Origin of the sequence: Allorhodopirellula heiligendammensis (assembly GCF_007860105.1) — a bacterium.
GTDB classification, from domain to species: Bacteria; Planctomycetota; Planctomycetia; order Pirellulales; family Pirellulaceae; genus Rhodopirellula; species Rhodopirellula heiligendammensis.
In genome coordinates, this window is record NZ_SJPU01000005.1 from 49,139 (window position 1) to 68,866 (window position 19,728).

General features: G+C 55.0%; 16 protein-coding genes, 2 rRNA genes and 1 pseudogene. 6 read left to right on the forward strand and 13 right to left on the reverse strand.

Going from position 1 to position 19,728, the window contains the following annotated elements; all coding sequences use genetic code 11:
* Positions 1–1,315: 1,315 nt before the first annotated feature.
* The 12 genes from Poly21_RS24675 to Poly21_RS24730 all read right to left on the reverse strand — a co-directional run bounded on the left by Poly21_RS24675 (position 1,316) and on the right by Poly21_RS24730 (position 8,909).
* Complete coding sequence (locus Poly21_RS24675; protein WP_302120537.1) at positions 1,316–1,714, reverse strand: hypothetical protein; 399 nt, start codon at positions 1,712–1,714, stop codon at positions 1,316–1,318.
* Positions 1,707–2,402 (reverse strand): ThiF family adenylyltransferase, encoded by a 696-nt coding sequence (locus tag Poly21_RS24680; RefSeq protein WP_302120539.1) that lies wholly within the window; start codon positions 2,400–2,402, stop codon positions 1,707–1,709. Before Poly21_RS24680 ends, Poly21_RS24675 begins: the two co-directional genes overlap by 8 nt.
* Positions 2,399–2,917 carry a hypothetical protein gene (locus tag Poly21_RS24685; RefSeq protein ID WP_302120541.1) on the reverse strand — a complete coding sequence of 173 codons (519 nt, stop codon included), beginning with the start codon at positions 2,915–2,917 and terminating at the stop codon, positions 2,399–2,401. The genes Poly21_RS24680 and Poly21_RS24685 overlap by 4 nt, the downstream gene beginning before the upstream one ends.
* A 22-nt stretch (positions 2,918–2,939) precedes the next feature.
* Positions 2,940–3,983, reverse strand: coding sequence for a hypothetical protein (locus Poly21_RS24690; protein WP_146409756.1), 1,044 nt, complete (start codon positions 3,981–3,983; stop codon positions 2,940–2,942).
* Positions 3,980–4,204: a molybdopterin converting factor gene (locus tag Poly21_RS24695; RefSeq protein WP_146409757.1), complete on the reverse strand. Its 225-nt coding sequence runs from the start codon at positions 4,202–4,204 to the stop codon at positions 3,980–3,982. The genes Poly21_RS24690 and Poly21_RS24695 overlap by 4 nt, the downstream gene beginning before the upstream one ends.
* Positions 4,205–4,363: 159 nt before the next feature.
* Complete coding sequence (locus tag Poly21_RS24700) at positions 4,364–4,579, reverse strand: hypothetical protein (protein WP_146409758.1); 216 nt, start codon at positions 4,577–4,579, stop codon at positions 4,364–4,366.
* Between the two features lie 104 nt (positions 4,580–4,683).
* Positions 4,684–4,932, reverse strand: a complete 249-nt coding sequence (locus Poly21_RS24705; protein WP_146409759.1) for a hypothetical protein — start codon at positions 4,930–4,932, stop codon at positions 4,684–4,686.
* 8 nt (positions 4,933–4,940) lie between these two features.
* A complete protein-coding gene (locus tag Poly21_RS24710) occupies positions 4,941–5,885 on the reverse strand; it encodes a hypothetical protein (protein ID WP_146409760.1) in 945 nt (314 codons plus the stop codon).
* Positions 5,886–6,182: 297 nt separating this feature from the next.
* Entirely contained in the window at positions 6,183–7,667 is a 1,485-nt protein-coding gene (locus tag Poly21_RS24715) for a Ycf46 family AAA ATPase (protein ID WP_146409761.1), read from the reverse strand.
* Between the two features lie 15 nt (positions 7,668–7,682).
* The gene (locus Poly21_RS24720; protein ID WP_146409762.1) at positions 7,683–7,877 is read right to left on the reverse strand and encodes a DUF2997 domain-containing protein; all 195 of its coding nucleotides are present in this window, start codon (positions 7,875–7,877) and stop codon (positions 7,683–7,685) included.
* Complete coding sequence (locus Poly21_RS24725) at positions 7,874–8,242, reverse strand: DUF1257 domain-containing protein (protein ID WP_146409763.1); 369 nt, start codon at positions 8,240–8,242, stop codon at positions 7,874–7,876. The genes Poly21_RS24720 and Poly21_RS24725 overlap by 4 nt, the downstream gene beginning before the upstream one ends.
* Before the next feature lie 31 nt (positions 8,243–8,273).
* Positions 8,274–8,909, reverse strand: a complete 636-nt coding sequence (locus Poly21_RS24730) for a hypothetical protein (protein ID WP_146409764.1) — start codon at positions 8,907–8,909, stop codon at positions 8,274–8,276.
* Positions 8,910–10,062: 1,153 nt separating this feature from the next.
* Between Poly21_RS24730 and Poly21_RS24735 the strand changes: the two genes are divergently transcribed.
* From Poly21_RS24735 to rrf, 3 genes are all read left to right on the forward strand, one after another.
* A complete protein-coding gene (locus tag Poly21_RS24735; protein WP_146409765.1) occupies positions 10,063–11,622 on the forward strand; it encodes a sulfatase family protein in 1,560 nt (519 codons plus the stop codon).
* Positions 11,623–12,693: 1,071 nt separating this feature from the next.
* Positions 12,694–15,580 (forward strand): 23S ribosomal RNA (locus tag Poly21_RS24745).
* A 125-nt stretch (positions 15,581–15,705) separates the two neighbouring features.
* Positions 15,706–15,814 (forward strand): 5S ribosomal RNA (gene rrf, locus Poly21_RS24750).
* 333 nt (positions 15,815–16,147) lie between these two features.
* Here rrf and Poly21_RS24755 read toward each other — a convergent pair.
* Positions 16,148–16,879 (reverse strand): SDR family NAD(P)-dependent oxidoreductase, encoded by a 732-nt coding sequence (locus Poly21_RS24755; protein ID WP_146409767.1) that lies wholly within the window; start codon positions 16,877–16,879, stop codon positions 16,148–16,150.
* 548 nt (positions 16,880–17,427) lie between these two features.
* On the opposite strand from Poly21_RS24755, the pseudogene Poly21_RS28380 reads away from it, so the two are divergent.
* The 3 genes and pseudogenes from Poly21_RS28380 to Poly21_RS27950 form a co-directional block, all read left to right on the forward strand.
* Positions 17,428–17,637: pseudogene (locus Poly21_RS28380) on the forward strand (transposase family protein); the annotation flags it as partial.
* Positions 17,637–18,308 (forward strand): IS66 family transposase, encoded by a 672-nt coding sequence (locus Poly21_RS24765; protein WP_302120548.1) that lies wholly within the window; start codon positions 17,637–17,639, stop codon positions 18,306–18,308. The pseudogene Poly21_RS28380 and the gene Poly21_RS24765, both read left to right, overlap by 1 nt.
* An 813-nt stretch (positions 18,309–19,121) precedes the next feature.
* Entirely contained in the window at positions 19,122–19,265 is a 144-nt protein-coding gene (locus Poly21_RS27950; RefSeq protein WP_302120550.1) for a hypothetical protein, read from the forward strand.
* Positions 19,266–19,728 lie beyond the last annotated feature (463 nt).

The following is a 19,728-nucleotide window of genomic DNA, read 5'->3' on the forward strand; positions in this document are numbered from 1 at the left end:
ACGAGATCGGTTATTTGGTCGGCAAGGTGGCCGAGATCAAGAGGCAGCCACGTACTTGATGGTCGAAAGTAATGACTTTGCTACCGGATCGCGAGTCACCTACATTCACATGGGGCGTGGAGGGCTTTAATACCGCAAGACCATTTCCCTCTTGAACACTGGTACGAGACTACAGCAAAGCCAGCAGCAGCCTTACTCACCAACAGTGGTGACACCTGCTGGGACTCACGGTCCCATGATGGCGATTGGATCGGGAAGTATCTCAGATATGACTGATAGCGGCAAACGCCTGCGGAAGTGTACCGCAGCGGTTTGTCAAAATACTTCGCCTTTCCTATCTAAGCCAAGCAAGCTCGTGGTCAGAGTATTGGCGTCCGCTTCAGTTTTCCATTAGCCGCGATCTGCCCCCACCTCAACATACGGGACCGCTGTTCTCGTGGTCCGTCGCTTCGAAACAAGCTCACTTCCTCGACCGGCAATTGGCACCGCCACTGAACCTCCCCGGCCTGGGATTCTGGTCAGCATGCCAGCCAGTAACCCTATCTGCTAGAATCATTCTCACGAATCAGCCGTTCTGATTCCGAGTTCAAGGGCTACGCTGAATAATGCCGGGAGATATGAACGTGATGTTCAAGAAGGGATCGGGGGATTGGAAAGAGTACCGCAAGTTGGGTTCGCACTTCGAGGTCGACTTTCACCCACCCGACGACGGCACACTCGATGGATTATCCTACTGGGAACGTATGGATAATGTCACAGAGGTCTCGCAAAAGGCACTACTTCGAGCATATGAAGACGGAGACGAATATGTGATTTTCAGACACGGATCGTCAACGTCCAGGCCAGGGGCGACGACGTCTCGATCTCAGGTTCGCAAACTGATGAGGGGTAAGGACGCAACGCCGTACATCGTTAGAAGCGAATGCATCCAGCATGAGTCCGTATTTGTCGCCGCTATCAGACGCAAGCGAGCAACTCCTGGGCCAAAGTTGTGAGTTGCGGAATCTACCAGTCAGCAAAACTTGAATGGATAAAAATGAGATTGGTACACGTCTGGTGTTCCGATCGCGAATACGTTCTGCGCGAGAATGTCGAGACATTGACTGACCAGTCCGCCGAGTTTTCGACATCGTGCGCTGGGCGTCATCGAGAGACGCCGGGGACCGTTGCCATTGTAGGCAAGCGGATACCGAATTTACAATTCAAAAACACAATCGATTTCGCTCAAACACGTTTGGCTGATAGCTAAAAAAAAGCTCACGATGCCCAACCGGATACGATCCGGCTGGGTTCGTGAGTCGGGATGGACTGAATGCTAATTCGAAGCGGGTTGTTTGCCCTTCAGCTCATCAATCAACGTGGACGCCTCGCTGATGGTCAGTGCTGAGAGTGCCGATGCACCAAACCGATCGTGAAGCGTGCGGTCGAGCGTAATGCCTTGTCGCTTTGACATGACCGCGATCGCGTTGATTTGTTTTTCTGTCGCAAAGCGTTTCACCGATGGTTGGTGACCGGTCGGTGCTGTTTGCGAGGGATCCCGCTGCGGCGGCTCGTTCGGAAGTGATTGTTCTGCCAGCATCCGGCAACGCCGGACGGCAGCAAGAATTGCGTCATTGCTCGCCTGAGCGTCCAGGGGCACGGACACTCGGACTGCTGGTCCTGACTGTCCATCTGAGCTTTCGGCCGTAATGCCGAGTGTGATCGCATTATGCAAACGTGTTCTCCTGAATGGAAGATGTGAATTCGCCAGCGACGTTCAGTTCGCTGGCGAGTAAGTTAAAGGTGAAATCGCTGTCCAGTGGCATATCACGGAGCCAGCGTGTTAATTGATGCACGGACAAGCCCGCGGCAATGGATGCTGCGTAGATTGTCGATTTTGCCGTGCAGGTTCCTGCGTGAGCGTCACCCTGGGCGAACAACGTCGATTCGTAGGCGTGACGTGATTTGCTGGGCTCAGCCGTCAGTAAACGAATCGTCTCGCCGTTCATCCGGGTATCGATCAGCAGTTGGATCCGCCTTTGAAGGCATCGCCACACCGTCGCCCGCGTCGCGATGCTGTCGACGCAGCAGAACACGACGTCACCGACGCGGTGCGTTGAGCGGAAGCGGTCGATGATGTAGTCGATTTCGATCGATGGATCGATGCGTTCGACCTCCAGCATCGTTGCCGTCACCTTGGCTTGCCCGACCTCATCGGCCCGGTAGCCTTGCGTGGTCACGTTGGTCCGCTCGACGGTGTCGAAGTCAATCAATTGCAACTTCGTGACGCCGATCGAGGCGAGTTGCAGAGCGACTTGGCGACCGATCGCTCCGACGCCGATCACCGTGACGCTCGCTTCCTGAATACGATCTCGCGGAACGAGACTCGCTTGACGGTCGAAACGATCTGGGTTGGTATTCAAGATGCCACCCATTCGCTTTCCGACCAGCCGGTGTCGTCCCGCCACTCAAAGGGATCACTTGCCTGTGTCCTCGGACGCCGAGTGAACGGATCATGAACCGTGACAGCGGCTTCGTACTCAGATTCCCAAAGATCTTGATCGGTCTCGGGGAATTCGGTTTTATAGTCGATTTCGACGGCAAGCCGCTTATTGCATCCCGGCCCGACGTTCATTCGCAGCCGAGCGTAAGTGGCACCACCGCGTGCGACGATGAACATCACGGCCCAATCCGGAGTGCCAAAGGCACGCTGAAACGTCTCTTCGTCCGTGCCACTGGGTAGCGGTGACGAGCCGGGATGCGTGTGCAGCCAAATTCGTCCACACGTTTCCGGCGTGTGCCCCTCGTCGATCTGATCGTCGAAATAGTCCGCAACTGCGGAATCATCGAACGACACCGTAACGGGCGTGCAGATCTGTTGGACCATCGCGACCGACTCGATCAACAGGAGATCGTCGGGACTGGTGATACCGAACATTCCGACCTCGGTGTTTCCCAGGTCACGCAGGAATAGCAGCTTCGCCCACGCGTAGGGCGTGAACCGCAGGCTCTGACGATTCCTCGCTGGGATCCGACGTCGACTCCCCTTCTTCTTCGTTAACACAATCATCGCATTTGTCCTCCGTCAGACAGTCTTGGCAAAAGGGTTTGTTACATCGGTCGCAGCTTGAAATGCAGCTTCCGCAAAATGAGTCTTGGCAGCCTTCGCACTTCGTCATGCAGTCGTTGCAGTGAGTTTCGCTGCAACCGTCGCATGAGCACGTACAGCCGCTGCAGATCTGGGCGTCACATTGATCACACGAGCAAATGTCGTCTTCATCAACGGTGCTGCCGCAGTCCCGACACTCGGTGCCCGACCAGTCACCCAGCGTTGTGTAGGCACTGTGTGGGTTGTAGGTGTGCAGGATCTGATTCACGATGGTGAAGAAGTCATGCAGCCGCCCTTCGGTCAGAGCCAACTTGATCGGCCCGTGGCCCTCGCCTTCGCACAGCGTTTCCGACTGCACGTGCGGATGAGTCGTCGAATCACAGCAGGTCGCTGGGTTGGGATCAACTGCGACCACGCGATAGGGACAAGACTGTCCCAGATACTTCAGCTCCAGTTCGATTCGGAACGCACCGAGGTCGGTGTACTCGATCTCGATGGGTTCAGTGGTGACCGCGATGGTTTGCTTCGTAAAGTCAAAATCGCAGGCTGGAAATTCAGCTTCGATCGCCAACAAGTCGGCTGTGACATCAGCTAGCGAAATGCTACGTCGTGGAGCCATCGACGCGGCTGCCACATAAATGGCGTCATCGACTTCGCGTTGAAGATCGCTCAGAGCGTCAAGCAAACGCTTGCCAAGCGACCGCTCAGCACCGGGATATTGACGTGATCTAGCGACTGATATCAAGCGTTGCCATCGCTTCACCTTATCCGCCGATGGGACTCGAAGCGTCTTTTCCTGCTGCGAGCAATGACGGTCAACGGCCGCCTTGACGAGTCTCGCCATCCGCCACGCACGCTTGACGGTGCGGCGGGCTTGTGGTGTAAGGCGATTCACGATCCGGCACCTTCGATCTTGGTTGGTGTGATCGAGACACGATCTCCTTCGACCAGAATTTGGTCACTGGAGACAGGCTGACGGTTGACGCGAATCAAGTAGTTCGATTCCCTGCCTTCACCGATGCGTTGATTGAACAGAGATTGCACCGTCGTATCGGCTTCGATGTCGATGTGGTTGGCGAATCCGGCGCCGTCGTTGTTGATGAACAAAATCTTCATGGTTTGTGGTTCCTGGGTTTGTTGTGATGGGGATGTGCGGTCGTCACTGGCGTGTGTTGGCGTCGTCGCCGTCGGGTTCCGCGTGGGACAAATGAGCGGCCGGCGACACGTTCAGAGTGCCGCCGGTCATGGGTCGCAGTGGTGAAACCGGTGTCCGGTTTACAACGCTGCAAAATCGAATGATGTGGTCGCATCGAAGTCCTCTTGGTGGGCCTCGAACTCGTCCCAGTCGATGACGTGGGGGCCGAGGTGTTCGGCTTCCGGATCGCTGATCGGCTGCGAGGGATTGGCGATCAGAAAGCCGAGACGCTTGATGGTGGAGACAGAGTCGCCGGTGGTACGAGCGATGTTGCGGTACATTTCTGCTTGAAACATGTGGATGGTTCCTGAGTTGGAAGGTGTCAACGAAAAAGCCCTCGTCGATCGGCATGGTGCCAATTCGCGAGGGCTGGGAAAGAATCAAGTCGATTGGTGAAGGCTTAGCGGGACGCTGGCAAAAGCCAGTGCTCGTTGAGCCATTGAAGTTCGGCATCGAGTGCCTCACTACGGATGTCGAACGGACCGAGCGCCGGACCGTCAACGGGTGAAAGATCGACCATCCATTGGCCGTCGTCGGTGGGTTCGACGTGCGATCCACGGCGAATCTCGATGCTCCCGAGTTTTTGAAGCTCGATCGCTTCGCAATACACGGTTCGCATCATTCCATGCGGCGTGATGACAATTTCCATGTCACCGCTCATCGGGGTCGTCGCTGGATATTGCGGCGTGGGCGATCAACCAGCAGTTGATCGAGACCAGCTTGCACCGACGCCATTCGAGTGGAAACACTCTGGCGTAGTTGCTCGCTCGTTCGCAGTTCCTGCGGGCCGACGCCATTGACTGCCGCTCGTGCCTGACTGACCAAGTGATCGAGTTGTTCGTTCGAACCGATGTTGAGTGATCGGAATCGATCGAAGAATTCGTTCAAGTTCGTCACCGCCGAGTCGCGGAACACTTTCGGTTTGCCGTCCTCTTGACCGGCGATCCGCTCGGTCAAGTGCTCGACGAGCTTCGCGAGCTCTTCCAAGAACGCTTGCTCGGCAAGTTCGACGGCCTCGACGAAACGAGACTGCACGCGACGACATTCCGATTCATAAACTTCCGGATTGAGCTGCCGTAGGTAGTTGGGCGGCTCGACAGCCGGAAAGTCATGCGTGATCGCAAATTCATCGACCAGCGTGACTGGGTAATCACTCACATCGAACAGGTCGCCGAGTCGGTCACGAGCGGCTTCACGCATTTCAGCGAAATGCAGATCGAGCTCGGAAACGGCAACAGCCAACTCATTGCGAAACGCCTCCATCTGTGAGTCAAAGTCACCGATGGTTTCACGTTTGATGAGCCGCAATCCTGGTTCGGGATAGGGCAGCGACACCGTCTTCCAGTACGACACCGCTCGCGATCGCACCGAAGTCACCGCTTTGTACGCGGGGTGGGTCGTATCGATCAGCTTCTTTGACGCCGACAGATATTTCGACTCAGCGTCGAAGGAATCGGCAGCCTGAGTCTTCTGTTCCGACGTCAGGGTCTTGCGAACACCGAGCCAGTTGAAACTGAGTCGGGCCGCAGCCATCGTTGACCGCAGCCGATCACTGGAGGTGGTGACGCTTTGGGACGTCGGCTCTTCGAGGACAGTGGACATGTCAAAACTCTCCAAAAGAAAAGCCGGAAGCTGATCACGATGATCGACTCCCGGCAGGGGTGGCAAAAAACGAGTTGAAAGAACAGCTAGCGGTCGCTAGTTGTTCGAGGATTGCTGTCGCAATCTTGGGGCGAATCTACTTCTCGATGCGGCGTTGATAGCCTCCTTCTGGGACGAGCTCAGTGACTTACGAACGCCCAGCCAGTTGAAGATCAGCCGGACGGCATCCCACGTGGGGACACCGACCGGCTAGGTGGTAAAATCCGGATTTTAAAAGCCGGATTTTAGAAAGGGACTTCAGTTGTTCGACGGTTCTCGATTGACTCGGCGGCGAGCCTTTGGCGAACCGTTAGTCTGCTGATAGATGCCAGAGCGACTGGCCGACAGACATCGACCGCTGGCCCAGGAACGCAGTTGACCTACGGACTCTGCCGCGGTCACCGCCACCGGCACCACGTTCTGTGCCGCCTGATTCAGTGGCAGATCAAGCAACGCTGCCAGACGACAGCACGACTTGATTTCCGCCCCAGTCCAGTTGGTGTCATCGGGAGCACCCTGTGCGGAGTCGATTTCATAGAGATCCCGATAAAGCTTCCAAATCGCATCCTTCTCTTCACGACTGGGCAGATCGAGAAAGAACACACCGTCGAAACGTTCGCTGCGACTGAACTCGGGTGGCAGCTTGGAGACGTCGTTCGCTGTACAGACCACGAACACATCCGACTCGTGATCATTGAGCCACGATAAGAACGTGCCGAACATCCGTGATGCGACTCCGGAGTCGCCACTGCCGTTCATTCCCGCAAACGCTTTTTCGACTTCATCGATCATCGCCACACACGGAGCCATTGCGTCGATGATTTTCAGTGCCTGGCGAGTGCGTTCCTCCGACTGCCCGACGAGTGAACCCATCAGGCTGCCGACATCGATATTCAACACCGGGCGACCGACTTCCTTGCCGAGGGCTTTGCAGAATTGCGACTTGCCGCATCCTGGTGGGGAGAGAAGTAAAACGCCCCGCGGGCGATAGCGTGAGTTGCCTCGGTGCGACTGCAGCATGGCCCGTTTACAGAAAGCCTTCAGTGCCGACAGGCCTCCCAGGCTGCTGAAGTCCTCGCCGCCGCGGTATAGCGAAAGCAAACCACTTTTTTTTAGCGTTTGGGTCTTCATCTCCCAAACCGCATCGGCAGTGATCCGTTCCTGACGGACCAGTGACAAGCTGAAAGCGTTCTCAGCTTCCATGCGAGTCAAGCCAGCCGCCGCGTCGATCACCGTTTGAAGTTCGGAGTCTTTCGGCAATTCTCCCTCTTCGGTGGCGATTCCTCGAGCGATCTCATCGAGTTCCTGGCGGTTGGGCAGGTCATGCTCCATCACCACGAACATCTTTTCCAGTTCCGTCGGGATCTGCACCACCGGCGAAAGCACGACCACGATCGTGCGGTTCTGTTTGCCAGCCACGATCTGACGTGCCAGTGCCTGGACGACTTCAGCGGACTGCAAGAACCGATGAAAGTTCTGCAGCACGAGGATCGCTGTGCCGTCAGGCGAGGCGAGAGCGTTGATCGACCGGATCGCGGTCAACGGATCGTTGCCGATCGTGTCCTGTTGCGGTTGATCGGGAACGTTCAAACCAGATTCAATGTCCCAGGTCGCCAGTTGCCATTGTTGGTCGCGGCAGAGCTGAGCGATTTCGGTGAGGGCATCCTGGTGTTCGTGGGACTCGATCCAGATGCCCGTAAAACATGCTCTCACGTACTCCGTGAGGCGAGTATTGAGTTTCAAGGTTGATCTCCTTTCTTAGTGATGTTGTTGATTGGATTGCTGCTGACTTGCCGATTGATGAAATTCAGCAGTCAGCTGCTCGCTGGTGCGTTGACCAAGTGCCTGTTCGATGAACTGACTGGCCTGACGGCATTTGCTGCCGGTAAAACCTTTGGTCTGAACCTGCGTTTGGCCCGTGGGCGAGACGACGATTTCGATGGTTGGGCTCATGTGGCACCTCCTACCGTGACGGTTAACTTGATGGAGCCGTCAGCGAGCGACACCTCCGTGACGGTGTGGCCCTTCAGGTGAGCTTCCCGTTTTGCCTTCTCGACGGCGTATGCCTGCAAGAAGCGATCGAGTTGAGCCTGTTTGCCCCAGTGGCCGTTGTAGGTGTCGAAGCGAGCCTCGCCGGATCGCGTGTCGAACACCGTCGCGTATCGCCAGCCGGGAAGGCTGACAATCACGCCGGTGGCCTCGCTGTTAAACAGCTTGACCGTGCCCCGCGTGGGCGGATCCAGTTTGAGACGCTGGCAGGCGGAGCCAATTGCGACCTCGTCTCGGACTTCTGTTTTGATTTCCACGATGTGGCTCATGGATTGGTTCTCCTTGTGTTGAGTTAAATGGTTAGCGGGGTGGCTCGACGTCATCCGTCGAGTCACCACTGAACAGTGCGTGATTGGTTTCCTCGTCGTCGTGATCCGAAGCTGGACGCCGAGTCATAGGCCCCGGCAACAACCGTGGTTCATCTGAGGTCAGTTCGAAAACCAGCATCTCCGCGACCGCCGCATGATCAGGTTCCTGCGATTGCATTTGCCGGATCACGAACACCGCGACCACGAGCGGCAGCACGCACGCCATGGTCAGTCCCAAGTTCTGAATCACCGTCGCAATGATGGGATCTCGGTGTCGTTGCGATGCGATATCGCGACGATCCTGTTCGAGCTGGTTATGGCCAGAGTAGATGACCGATTGCTGCTCATTAAGCTGCGAAGTCATCTCAGTTTGGGCGGCGATCAGTTCCCGGCGAGCTTCCGCGTCGCTTTTGACCAGTTCCTTCGCGGCTTCCGCGAGTTGGTGGCTTTCTGCCACGACGGCTTGTGACTGATCAGCGATCCGATCGTTCTGCATGCGTTGTTCGGCCATCGATTGTTGAGCAAACGCAGCAAGCCGTTCGTCAGATGAGTCACTGCACCCGGCGACGCTGAGAATCAGCAGAGCCAGGCACATCGCGACGCGTCGAAGATGTTTCACTTGCTTCACGAGGATTTCTCCATTGGGAAAAGACTCGGGCCAGGAGCGACTGCAGAGCACGTCTGAGTCGAATCTCCTTCGCCCAAGCCAGGGTGAGTAGCACGACCAGCACGCTGCTGGCCGCCAGAACGGCAAAGGCCATTGGGTCTCCTTCAAATCGATGGGATAGAAATGAAAAAAGCCCCGCAATCCAGGCATCTCTGAGTGAGATGACTGAACGACGGGGCTTTGGCGGGGGTTGCGGGGACTCAGAAAATCTAAGTCTTCCCTAGTAATAGTGACACCAAAAACGCCGGAATTCGATTTTTGACGCGGGATTTACGTGATTTCTACGCTAATCAAGCTGTTTTCGGCATCTCTGACCCACTGGGACCGGAATGGGTGTTACGCACTCGCGATAGGTAGGGGTGTGCGACGGAAACAGCAGTTTTCCGAGACAGACTTAATCGAACCACTTTCACCGGAACCTTTTAATGGAAATCATCCAATTCTTCCTGTTCATCTTCTTCCTGTTTGTTCTGGGAACCATGTTTGGGGGCCTGCATCTCATCGAGAGCATTTTGTCCTTTCTCGGCTAGGTGAGCCTGCGGTCGAGGGGCAGAGCCAACACGCCCGGTCACCCATTGAGAGCGTACGCCGCTAAGGAGGTTCGTTAGTAATAAGCCTTACTTCAGCGACCAAGCTACGCTATCAATCGGGAAAAAATGCGTCAAAAAAGAGGTCCAATTAGAAAGCCAAAACTGGCCAAACCGGGGTCCAATTAGAGAATCGCTATCGACGCAAAGCCTTTTGCGGCAAGTGCTTGCGGTTTTTGATTCGGAAACCGTCTACCTCCACTTCGAAAGCCACTTGTCGCACTGCGGCAAGTGGCTTTTTGTTTGGATATCTGTATTCAATTGTGCGAGTCTGCTCGGCGAGGTACCGCCATCTCGGCCCAGCCGGTCCGCCTGTCGTCCCGGGGGATCAACGACGATCCACTGCGAAGGCCCCGAATCGACACGCGGAGCGAGCGGCGGGCAAACGGGAGGCAAGTGGTTGCTGTCGACCCCATCACCGGTTCCGGAAGCATTACAATGCTGGTGAGACTCGTGGCTGGTTTCGACGCTCTCCGCGTCGCTCCACGAGGTGCCCGATCGCTCCCGCTCACCCGCCTTTCCCCACCATGAAGTACGTCGCTCTATTCGCCCTGCTCTGTTCAGCTCAATGGCTGCATGCTGCTGAAACTCGCCCGCCAAACATCCTCTTCATTATCGCTGACGATCAGTCGCCCTTCGATCTGAAGGTTTATAATCCTGACTCACGTCTCGACACGCCGGCGATCGATCGCCTTGCCGCGGAAGGCATGGTGTTCGACGGTGCATACCAGATGGGGTCGTGGAGTGGTGCGGTGTGTACTCCGTCGCGGACGATGGTGATGTGCGGTCGTACCGTGTGGCATCTGCCGGGCGGCAATCCCTTGGCAGCGGATGCCAAGTATGTACCCACCGACATGCCCGATCATACAATGCCCGCAGTGTTCAATGCCGCTGGTTATGCGACGATGCGGACCTGCAAACGAGGTAACAGCTACGCGGCCGCCAATCAGCTTTTTTCAGTGGTTAACGACGCCACGAAGCGGGGGGGAACCGACGAAACCGGCAGCGCGTGGCACGGTGAACAGGTGCTCGACTATCTGTCGGAGCGAGAATCTGCCAAGCAAACCGATCCGTTTCTGATCTATTTTGGTTTTTCTCATCCCCACGACACCCGTGATGGAAAGCCCGAGTTGCTCGAGAAATATGGTGCAATCAACCATCAGGACAAATCGAGCCTACCTCCAGCTAACGATCAGCAACCTAAGTTACCGGTCAACTATCTACCGCAGCACCCCTTCGACAACTCCCATATCGATGTTCGCGACGAGATCGCCGTCAGCGGTGTATGGAAGAATCGCGACGAACAAACCATCCGTAACGAGCTGGGACGCGAGTTCGCATGCAGTGAAAACATCGATATCCAAATCCAACGCGTGCTCGGGAAACTAGAGGAGATGGGCGAGTTAGACAATACTTACATTTTCTATTGTGCCGATCACGGGATGGCGATTGGGCGGCACGGACTGCAGGGAAAACAAAATCTCTACGAGCACACTTGGCGAATTCCGATGGTCGTGAAAGGCCCCGGCATCGCGCCGGGGACACGGGCCCCAGGCAACATCTATCTGCTCGATGTGCTCGCGACGATGTGCGATTTAGCCGGCATTGACGCCCCCAAAACCAGTGAGGGCAAAAGCTTCCGGCCTGTCCTGATGGGACAAGAACAGACGGTTCGAGATGTTCTCTATGGATGTTATTGCGGTGGAGAGAAGCCGGGGATGCGCTGCGTGAAGGAGGGCGACTGGAAGCTAATCCGCTACGAAACTGCTGATGGATCCGCTGAAACGCAGTTGTTCAATCTTCGCGAGAATCCCCATGAGTTTCTCGACGAGCATCACGATCCCAAGGTGATTGCTCTGAGTGGCATCGACCCCCAGTCCTATCAACGAAACCTGGCGGCCGACCCGAAATACACCGAGAAATTGCGGGAGATGAACCAGCTGTTGCTTGACGAAATGCGTCGTCTCGATGATCCGTATCGTTTCAAGGACCAGCCCCAAGATGCGCCCGAAATTCCCGCCAAGAAGCAGTCTCGCAATCGCAAGCAGGCGAATGGTGAGGCGAAAAAGGCCAAATCCAGTAGGTGAACGTTTGCATGGGTGGCCGTCCAGACGGAGCCATCCTCGACGCGATCTGACAACGTCTGCGGCAGGCAACTGCCGCACGCGGCAGGGTATCACCATCCTGGGCAGCCGGGGCGACGTGAATTCCGCACCCGTCTGGCCAACTCAGCTTTCCCCTCCGCCTGAGCAATAACTGCGAGAAATGTTGCAGCCGGGGCAACGCTCCAGCCGAAACAGTTTCTTCCTGGCCGATCGCGAGACCCAAGGGTCCTGTGAAAATTCGCCTGTTTTTCGGCGAAGTGTCCCTTGCGGGCGAGTCCCACGATCAGTACTCTTCCCGCCGTGACGCCAGGAGACCCCGGTCTTTACAGTCGTTTACACTGAAACGAACTGTTTCAACCACGAGAAGAAACAGCGGTTAAGAAAAACTTTCGAACTTTGTGACGAAGTCAACTTGACGCCCGGCGACGGAACGCTATTCTTCTCAACCCGCAGCCAAGAAACGGCTGGCGAGCTTCACCGCTCACCCAGTTTCCAACTGCGGATTCGAAGTGAAACTTTGATGAAAGCTTTTTTAAGATTTCCCTCACTGTTCCGCTTGACGAGAGGTTAGCGAGTCGCTAACTTCTCCGCTCGCTCGAAAACGACCGGCCGAGATCACCTCGCAAAGAGGACATCATGATCTCGGCCGGCTGTCTTCGACAGCGACTCGTGGGTCGATTGCGAAAGCGATTCATCCACGAAACTGATTTTTGACAATTTGGTTGTTTGGTAGTTGGCATCTGAAAAGAGCACCATATGTGAATGGGAGCTGGCCTTTTTCCGGGGCTCAGTAAGCATTCACAAGGTAATTTTATATAAGTTCTTCGGAAGCGTCGCCAGTCTGATTTCTCGAACTCGTTCGTGTGTTGGAGATTTAAGCTGGTGATAAATTTCGATTGGATTCTTGAGAGGCCAGACTTACTTAGAAGAGTCTGGCCACTGTGTGATATCGTTAATAGATTCAAATTTGAAGTCTATGAGTTCGATTGCGATTTGTTTTCTGAGTGGTTCGCCACGAGGTTGATGGGTGGTTTTTGAGTTCGGGATTTCGGTGGCCAATCTATCAAGGGCACATGGGGGATGTCTTGGCGTTAGAAGGAGAAGGGCGTGGAAGTCTGCGAAAAGCCTGGGGAAGTTGACACACAAGTGATGATCCCGGGATTCCCGACCGCAGCATACTGAATACATAGGTATGTCTGTAACAACCTAGTGAACTGAAACATCTAAGTAACTAGAGGAATAGAAAGAAAAATCGATACCGTCAGTAGCGGCGAGCGAAATCGGTATAGCCCAAACCGAGGGGGTTTCCCTCTCGGGGTTGTAGGACTTCGATATGGGATTGTGATTGGTTAGCGGAACGACTTGGAATGGTCGGCCACAGAGGGTGACAGCCCCGTACGTGAAAACCGGATCGCACCTTAGAGGCACCTGAGTAGGTCTAGTCACGTGAAACCTAGACTGAATCCACGGGGACCATCCCGTAAGGCTAAATACTCTCTAACGACAGATAGCGAACCAGTAGCGTGAGTGAACGGTGAGAAGAACCCCTGTTAGGGGAGGAATGTGAACCTGAAACCATGTGCCTACAATCGGTCGGAGCACTATTTTAATGTGTGACGGCGTGCCTTTTGCATAATGATCCGGCGAGTTGTGGTAAACGGCTTGGTTAAGTTCTGACGGAACGAAGCCCAAGGGAAACCGAGTCTGAATAGGGCGTTGGTCGTTTGCTGCAGACGCGAAACCTGTGTGATCTACGCATGGGCAGGTTGAAGCGCGGGTTAAACTGCGTGGAGGACCGAACTCACTTGGGTTGAAAACCGAGGGGATGACCTGTGCGGAGGACTGAAAGTGTAATCAAACCAGGAGATAGCTCGTTCTCTCCGAAATATCTTGAGGGATAGCGTCGAGTAAATTAGTAACCGGGGGTAGAGATACTGAATCGGATGGGGGCCCTTCCCGGGGTACCTCACTGAACCAAACTCCGAATACCGGTTGCCGTACCTCGGCAGTCAGTCCCTGGGGGATAAGCTCCAGGGTCGAGAGGGAAACAACCCAGATCGCCTGCTAAGGTCCCGAAGAGATACTTAGTCACTAAGGAAGTTGAAGTGCCGTGACAGCTGGGATGTTGGCTTAGAAGCAGCCACCATTTAAAAAGTGCGTAATAGCTTACCAGTCGAGCATTTCTGCGCCGATAATGAACGGGAGTAAGTATTTCACCGAAGCAGCGGATTCTAGCCTTTTGGCTAGAGTGGTAGGAGAGCGCCGATGACGAGATACAAGCCGTACGGTAACGAGCGGTGTTGGCGTCATCGGGTGATTATGCCGGAATGAGTAACGATAAAACAGGTGAGAATCCTGTTCGCCGAAAGCCTAAGGTTTCCTGGGGAAGGTAAATCCGCCCAGGGTTAGCCGGTACCTTACCCGAGGCTGAAAAGCGTAGGGGATGGATAGAAGGTCAATATTCCTTCGCCGGTTGTGTATCTAGTCGCAGGGACGGCGTCCGGAAAGTGAGCGGTACGAATAGAAATGTCCGTAGCGACCACTGAGGTGTCTGGGGTTAAAATACCGGATATAGCCAAGGTCAAGCTCGAGAGCATCCAAGTTCTCGAAGTCATTGGAAGGACGTCCAAGAAAAGCTGCGAAGTTAAGCAACTGACCGTACTAAAACTGACACAGGTAGGCGAGATGAGAATTCTAAGGCGCTCGGGAGAACGGTGGTTAAGGAACTCTGCAAAATGGCCCCGTAAGTTCGCGATAAGGGGCGCCTCCGACGGTTCACGCTGTTGGAGGCCACAGAAAATCGGCTCTAACGACTGTTTATCAAAAACACAGGACTCTGCTAACACGCAAGTGGATGTATAGAGTCTGACGCCTGCCCGGTGTTGGTAGGTTAAGGAAGAGGGTTAGCCTCACGGCGAAGCTCGCGACCGAAGCCCCAATAAACGGCGGCCCTAACTATGAGGGTCCTAAGGTAGCGAAGTTCCTTGTCGGGTAAGTTCCGACCTGCATGAAAGGCGTAACGATTGGAGCACTGTCTCAACCACCGACCCGGTGAAATTGTAGTTGTGGTGAAGATGCCACATACCCGCGGTTAGACGGAAAGACCCCGTGAACCTTTACTGTAGGCTGATATTGGGCTGAGATATAATTTGTGTAGGATAGCTGGGAGGCTTTGAACTTTGCACGCTAGTGCATCGGGAGCCGTTGTTGAAATACCAGCCTGGTTATATTTTAGTTCTAACTTTGAACCCCTGAATCGGGGCAAAGGACAGTGTCAGTCGGGCAGTTTGACTGGGGCGGTCTCCTCCCAAAGAGTAACGGAGGAGTGCAAAGGTACACTCAGCCTGGTCGGTAATCAGGCGTAGAGCGTAAAGGTATAAGTGTGCTTGACTGCGAGACCCATAAGTCGAGCAGGAACGAAAGTTGGTCTTAGTGATCCGGTAATCCCGAATGGAAGGGTTATCGCTCATCAGATAAAAGGTACTCCGGGGATAACAGGCTTATCGCATCCGAGCGTCCACAGCGGCGATGCGGTTTGGCACCTCGATGTCGGCTCATCACATCCTGGGGGTGTAGAAGCTCCCAAGGGTTTGGCTGTTCGCCAATGAAAGTGGTACGTGAGCTGGGTTCAGACCGTCGTGAGACAGGTCGGTCCCTATCTGCCGTGGGCGTTCGAATCTTGAGAGGATTCAACTTTAGTACGAGAGGATTTAGTTGGACGAAGCTCTGGTGTACCAGTTGTCGCGCTAGCGGCACGGCTGGATAGCTAACTTCGGAAAGGATAAACGCTGAAAGCATCTAAGCGTGAAGCCCGCCTCGAGATGAAGATTCGTAGACATTAGTCGAGAGCCCCCTGGAAGACGACCAGGTTGATAGGTTGGACGTGTAAGTACCGTAAGGTATTCAGCAAACCAATACTAACGGGCGAAAGTTTGGCCACCGATATCCCGCACTCAAGAGAAGTGCCAATCGATGGCGACCGCAAGAATTTAGAACACTCTTGATAGAAGTACAGCTACCAAACAACTTGGCCATACGGCGGCGAAATACCCGTCGTATGGTCTTTCTGGCGACCATATCGCAAAGGTTATACCTGTTCCCATCCCGAACACAGTAGTCAAGCTTTGTGAGCCGATGATAGTGCCCACCAGCGTGAAAGTAGGTATTGCCAGATTTTTGAAATTTTAAAAAAACCCTCCAGGTCAAACTGGAGGGTTTTTTTATGCGCGTTCGGGCAATCTCCGACTAGCCTTGTCCGCTTGACCCGTCCGCTCAGATCGAGTGCAGCGCCGGCGTCTATGGCCGGTAGGAACCGGCCCTACGTATGTTGGCCGTAGGGCCGGTTCCCACCGGCCATCCACTTGGCTTGTCCGCTGAGAAATGATACGGCAAACAATTTGCGTAGTGTTCCCTCCCGTTGGATGTGGAGGTCAAGAGATTCGCGGGAGCTGAATGATTTTGCTCACGGCCACGTTCACGGATCCTACATTCAGTAGCCCCGGCGTCTCTAGCGACGCGACGCGATCGACCCCAATCCTCCGTCGATCCCGATCACTTGGCCTGTGAGCCATCCCGACGCGGGTTCCAGTAGCCAGGCCATGAGTGCAGCTACCTCCGCGGGCTCACCGAGTCGACCGAGCGGATGCATTTTCTCTGATGCCTGAGCGATTGGTGCAGATTCCCACAGACTCCGAGTCATTTCCGATTTGACTAGCCCAGGTGCAACCGCATTAACGCGAATCCCGCGATTCGCGTAGGTAGCAGCAAGAGATACTGTTAGGCCCTCGACGCCTGCCTTCGCCGCTGCGATCGCTTCGTGATTAGCCATCCCATAGCGAGCGGCCACGGACGATACTAGGACGATCGACCCGCCTGATTCCCGCATCGCTTTGGCTGCTGCGCGAGAGAGAAAGAACGACGAAGAAAGATTTGTCATCAGCGTTTCATGCCACTGATCGTCAGTGGTCAAATGGGCAGGCTTCAGTAGGATGGATCCGATGCAGTTAGCTGCACCGTCGAGTCGTCCGTGTTTCTCCCTCGCGAAACCGACAGCCTCGGCGATTGATGCGGAGTCATCCGCCGTGGCCTGACAGACATCGCACCCTGTTCGTTCCTGCAGTGGCCGGGCCTTCTCCGAATCGCGAGCGCTGATCGTCACGTGGTTGCCACTGCCGATGAGTCTCTCAGTCAATGCGGAACCGACCGCTCCGGTTCCGCCCAATACAACGTAGGCACCCATCAGCTATCCCCATGTTGACGACGAGTAGAATGCTTGGACTAGTTTGTTTAGTCACCCTGTTGGTAGTGATCGCAGAGGATTTGACCACAATAGATCTCCGCAGATTCCACGAACATTGACCTCAATTCAAACTTCCTGCGGTTGAATCCCAACAGCACCGCCGACACGTGGATCGTTCACTGGCGGATCGATTGGGGCGATGGAAGGAATCGCGAACGACGATCGGAGTCAGGTACTGGTCGACTTTGGAGGAAGAAAATGAGGTAATCGATTGCCGATATTATTCGCATTGGTTGCGCTGGATTAACTGGGAAACGCTACGAGAGATGTCTAAGAGTTAGAAGGTATAAACTTCAAGTGTTAGTGCTCAGGCAACCCGCTGAGTATAAACCATGCGTTGACGCGAATGATGAGGATCGCGATCACTCCCGCGATGGTCACACGAACGTAACCGTTCACCAGAACCAGTGTAGGCGCGGGTTTTAGGTTATTGGGTTTACTTTGCTTTCCAAGAGCGTCCCGACGGTTCACCGTCTCAGTTTGTCAATCGAAAGCGAGACTGCACCAAATCCCTCTGGTGGAGACTGGTGGATTGGACCTTGTGGTACGGACGATTCGAGCAAGGCACCGTCGAGCTGCCAGTGCCTCCATTTGGTCGAGCGCGCTTCACGATCGATTTGGTCGCATTCGCGATGTGGATCGCTGGCGTGTCATGGAAGTCGGCCAAGGTAAGACTCCAACGAATGAAAGTTGCGTGATGGTAGCACTTTGCATCCATGATGCGTTTCGGGCGCATGCACGTCGCAAGATTGACGAGTGCCGCAGTGCGTTTCCAATCCAAGTGGCGAAGCTGGAATCGCTGATCCGGATGCTTTACGACATCGAGGATCAAATCAAGGCTCTCGATGATGCGGAGCGACTATCGCGGCGACAAACCCACTCGCGTCACGTGCTTGGCTTGATCGACGAATACTTACAAAGCGAACCAATGAGTTCGCCCAAGGTTCTTCCCAAAAGCAATCTTGGCCAGACGGCAGCGTACGTGCGTCGCCACTGGGCGTCGCTGAATCGGTTCACCGCAAACGCTCGGGTTCCAAACGATGACAACGACTGCGAGCAGTTGATGAAGCGCGTGGCGACGGGCCGCAAGAACTGGTTGTTCAAAGGCTCGTTGTCAGCGGGTGAACGAGCGGCGAACCTGATGACGATCATCGGGACGGCGATCCGCAATGACTTGGACGTTCACGCGTATTTGGATGATGTGCTGCGCCGCGCCCTGGCTGGTGAAACCGACCGGTCATCGCGACGTCCACCTGCTTGGAGAGACTCGCACCCAGAATGTATCCGCGACTACCGGCAAGACGAACGCCGGCAAGCGGCCGACCGCAAGCGAGTCCGACGCGCCCGCCGTCAACGTCTTAAAAAATAGCCGTCAACCCACCGGGCCAAATGGTGCTGGTGGACGGTTGCCGCTGAGCGTAGCTTGGGACCATCGTCCCGAGCGTGCAGAAAAGTGGTTTCGGAAGGGACAACGGTCCTATTCTGCGTTCCGCCGTCCCGGTGTCAGATGAACTACGCTAGCGGCGGATGCCAATCAATCCGAAGCCTCCGCCGATGCCGAGCATTCGGTACAGTGTTCGCAACGGAGGCTGCGGCAGCCACAAGAGCCGAAAATTCCCGCCGTGGCGAGGTTCGTAACTGCTTCGTTCCGAGGCACACCGCGGCGCCCTGCTCCGCCAGCCAATCACGCGAGCGGGATGATTGAACTTCCCGATCGCATCCGCATTTGTGTCCAAGTGCCGCCTAATTCTCAACAGAATCTAATTCCGAGGGCGTAGCCATGATTGGATTGTTTGATCGCAAGCTGCCCCATTGGCGTACCGAGCGGGTCGATTCTCGAAACGACACATGATGGACTGTCGGGAAGAGTCTCTATCTCGCTGGGCAAGACCCGTTCGCCGGTAGCGTCTGCGTGTGGGCAATGTATCGGTTCTCGGTAGATGCTTGGGTTCCAACCGGCAACAACGAATGGGAGTTATCGACAAGTACTGAGCAAGCTGATGGGGAGCGATTCAAACGCACCGGAACGCAACTCGCTCGGGAAATTTCTTCAGAATAAGTTTAGGATTGTGATGCGCTTTGCCAATTGTGGACGGAATTGACGTTGTCCAGCTAGGCGGATCGTGTGTGTGAAAACCTGTTCAGACGTGGTCGCGCAGATCGCCCAACAGAGAACGATGCAATGGCACGAATGCGCGGCCTTGAAGGGCAAGGCATGGCAGCGACCGCAAGTGGCGCTGGGGTTGCTATGGCGTTCAAACGCACTTTAGATGCGGCGTGTGTTACCACCGGCATCCCGCATCGCGAGCCACCGCCATTGGGCTAGCACGGCAAACACGTCCTGATCCATCCGTGTGGCGAGTCACGTCATTCACTTGAGCATGGCAAAATGATCGTTTGGGACGCGATCGCGGCGGCCGCTAAACTCGCCCCCTGCAGGCTCCCACAAGGCCCCAATATCGCTGCTGGACATAATGAAGATTTAGTTACCCTTTCCCGCTTGACGGGGATGGGGCGAGCCGCTAAATTCTCCGCTCACTCGAAAACGACCGGCCGAGATCACCTCGCAAAGAGGGCATCATGATCTCGGCCGGCTGTCTTCGACAGCGACTCGTGGGTCGATTGCGAAAGCGATTCATCCACGAAACTGATTTTTGACAATTTGGTTGTTTGGTAGTTGGCATCTGAAAAGAGCACCATATGTGAATGGGAGCTGGCCTTTTTCCGGGGTTCAGTAAGCATTCACAAGGTAATTTTATATAAGTTCTTCGGAAGCGTCGCCAGTCTGA

Coding starts and splice junctions, on each gene's coding strand:
- Poly21_RS24705 (WP_146409759.1), bottom strand. CDS start 4,932: ATGGAAATTGTCATCACGCCGCATGGAATGATGCGAACCGTGTATTGC.
- Poly21_RS24755 (WP_146409767.1), bottom strand. CDS start 16,879: ATGGGTGCCTACGTTGTATTGGGCGGAACCGGAGCGGTCGGTTCCGCA.
- Poly21_RS24685 (WP_302120541.1), bottom strand. CDS start 2,917: ATGTTCGGTATCACCAGTCCCGACGATCTCCTGTTGATCGAGTCGGTC.
- Poly21_RS24695 (WP_146409757.1), bottom strand. CDS start 4,204: ATGAAGATTTTGTTCATCAACAACGACGGCGCCGGATTCGCCAACCAC.
- Poly21_RS24710 (WP_146409760.1), bottom strand. CDS start 5,885: ATGTCCACTGTCCTCGAAGAGCCGACGTCCCAAAGCGTCACCACCTCC.
- Poly21_RS24735 (WP_146409765.1), top strand. CDS start 10,063: ATGAAGTACGTCGCTCTATTCGCCCTGCTCTGTTCAGCTCAATGGCTG.
- Poly21_RS24725 (WP_146409763.1), bottom strand. CDS start 8,242: ATGAGCCACATCGTGGAAATCAAAACAGAAGTCCGAGACGAGGTCGCA.
- Poly21_RS24720 (WP_146409762.1), bottom strand. CDS start 7,877: ATGAGCCCAACCATCGAAATCGTCGTCTCGCCCACGGGCCAAACGCAG.
- Poly21_RS24765 (WP_302120548.1), top strand. CDS start 17,637: ATGGTAGCACTTTGCATCCATGATGCGTTTCGGGCGCATGCACGTCGC.
- Poly21_RS24700 (WP_146409758.1), bottom strand. CDS start 4,579: ATGTTTCAAGCAGAAATGTACCGCAACATCGCTCGTACCACCGGCGAC.
- Poly21_RS27950 (WP_302120550.1), top strand. CDS start 19,122: ATGGCACGAATGCGCGGCCTTGAAGGGCAAGGCATGGCAGCGACCGCA.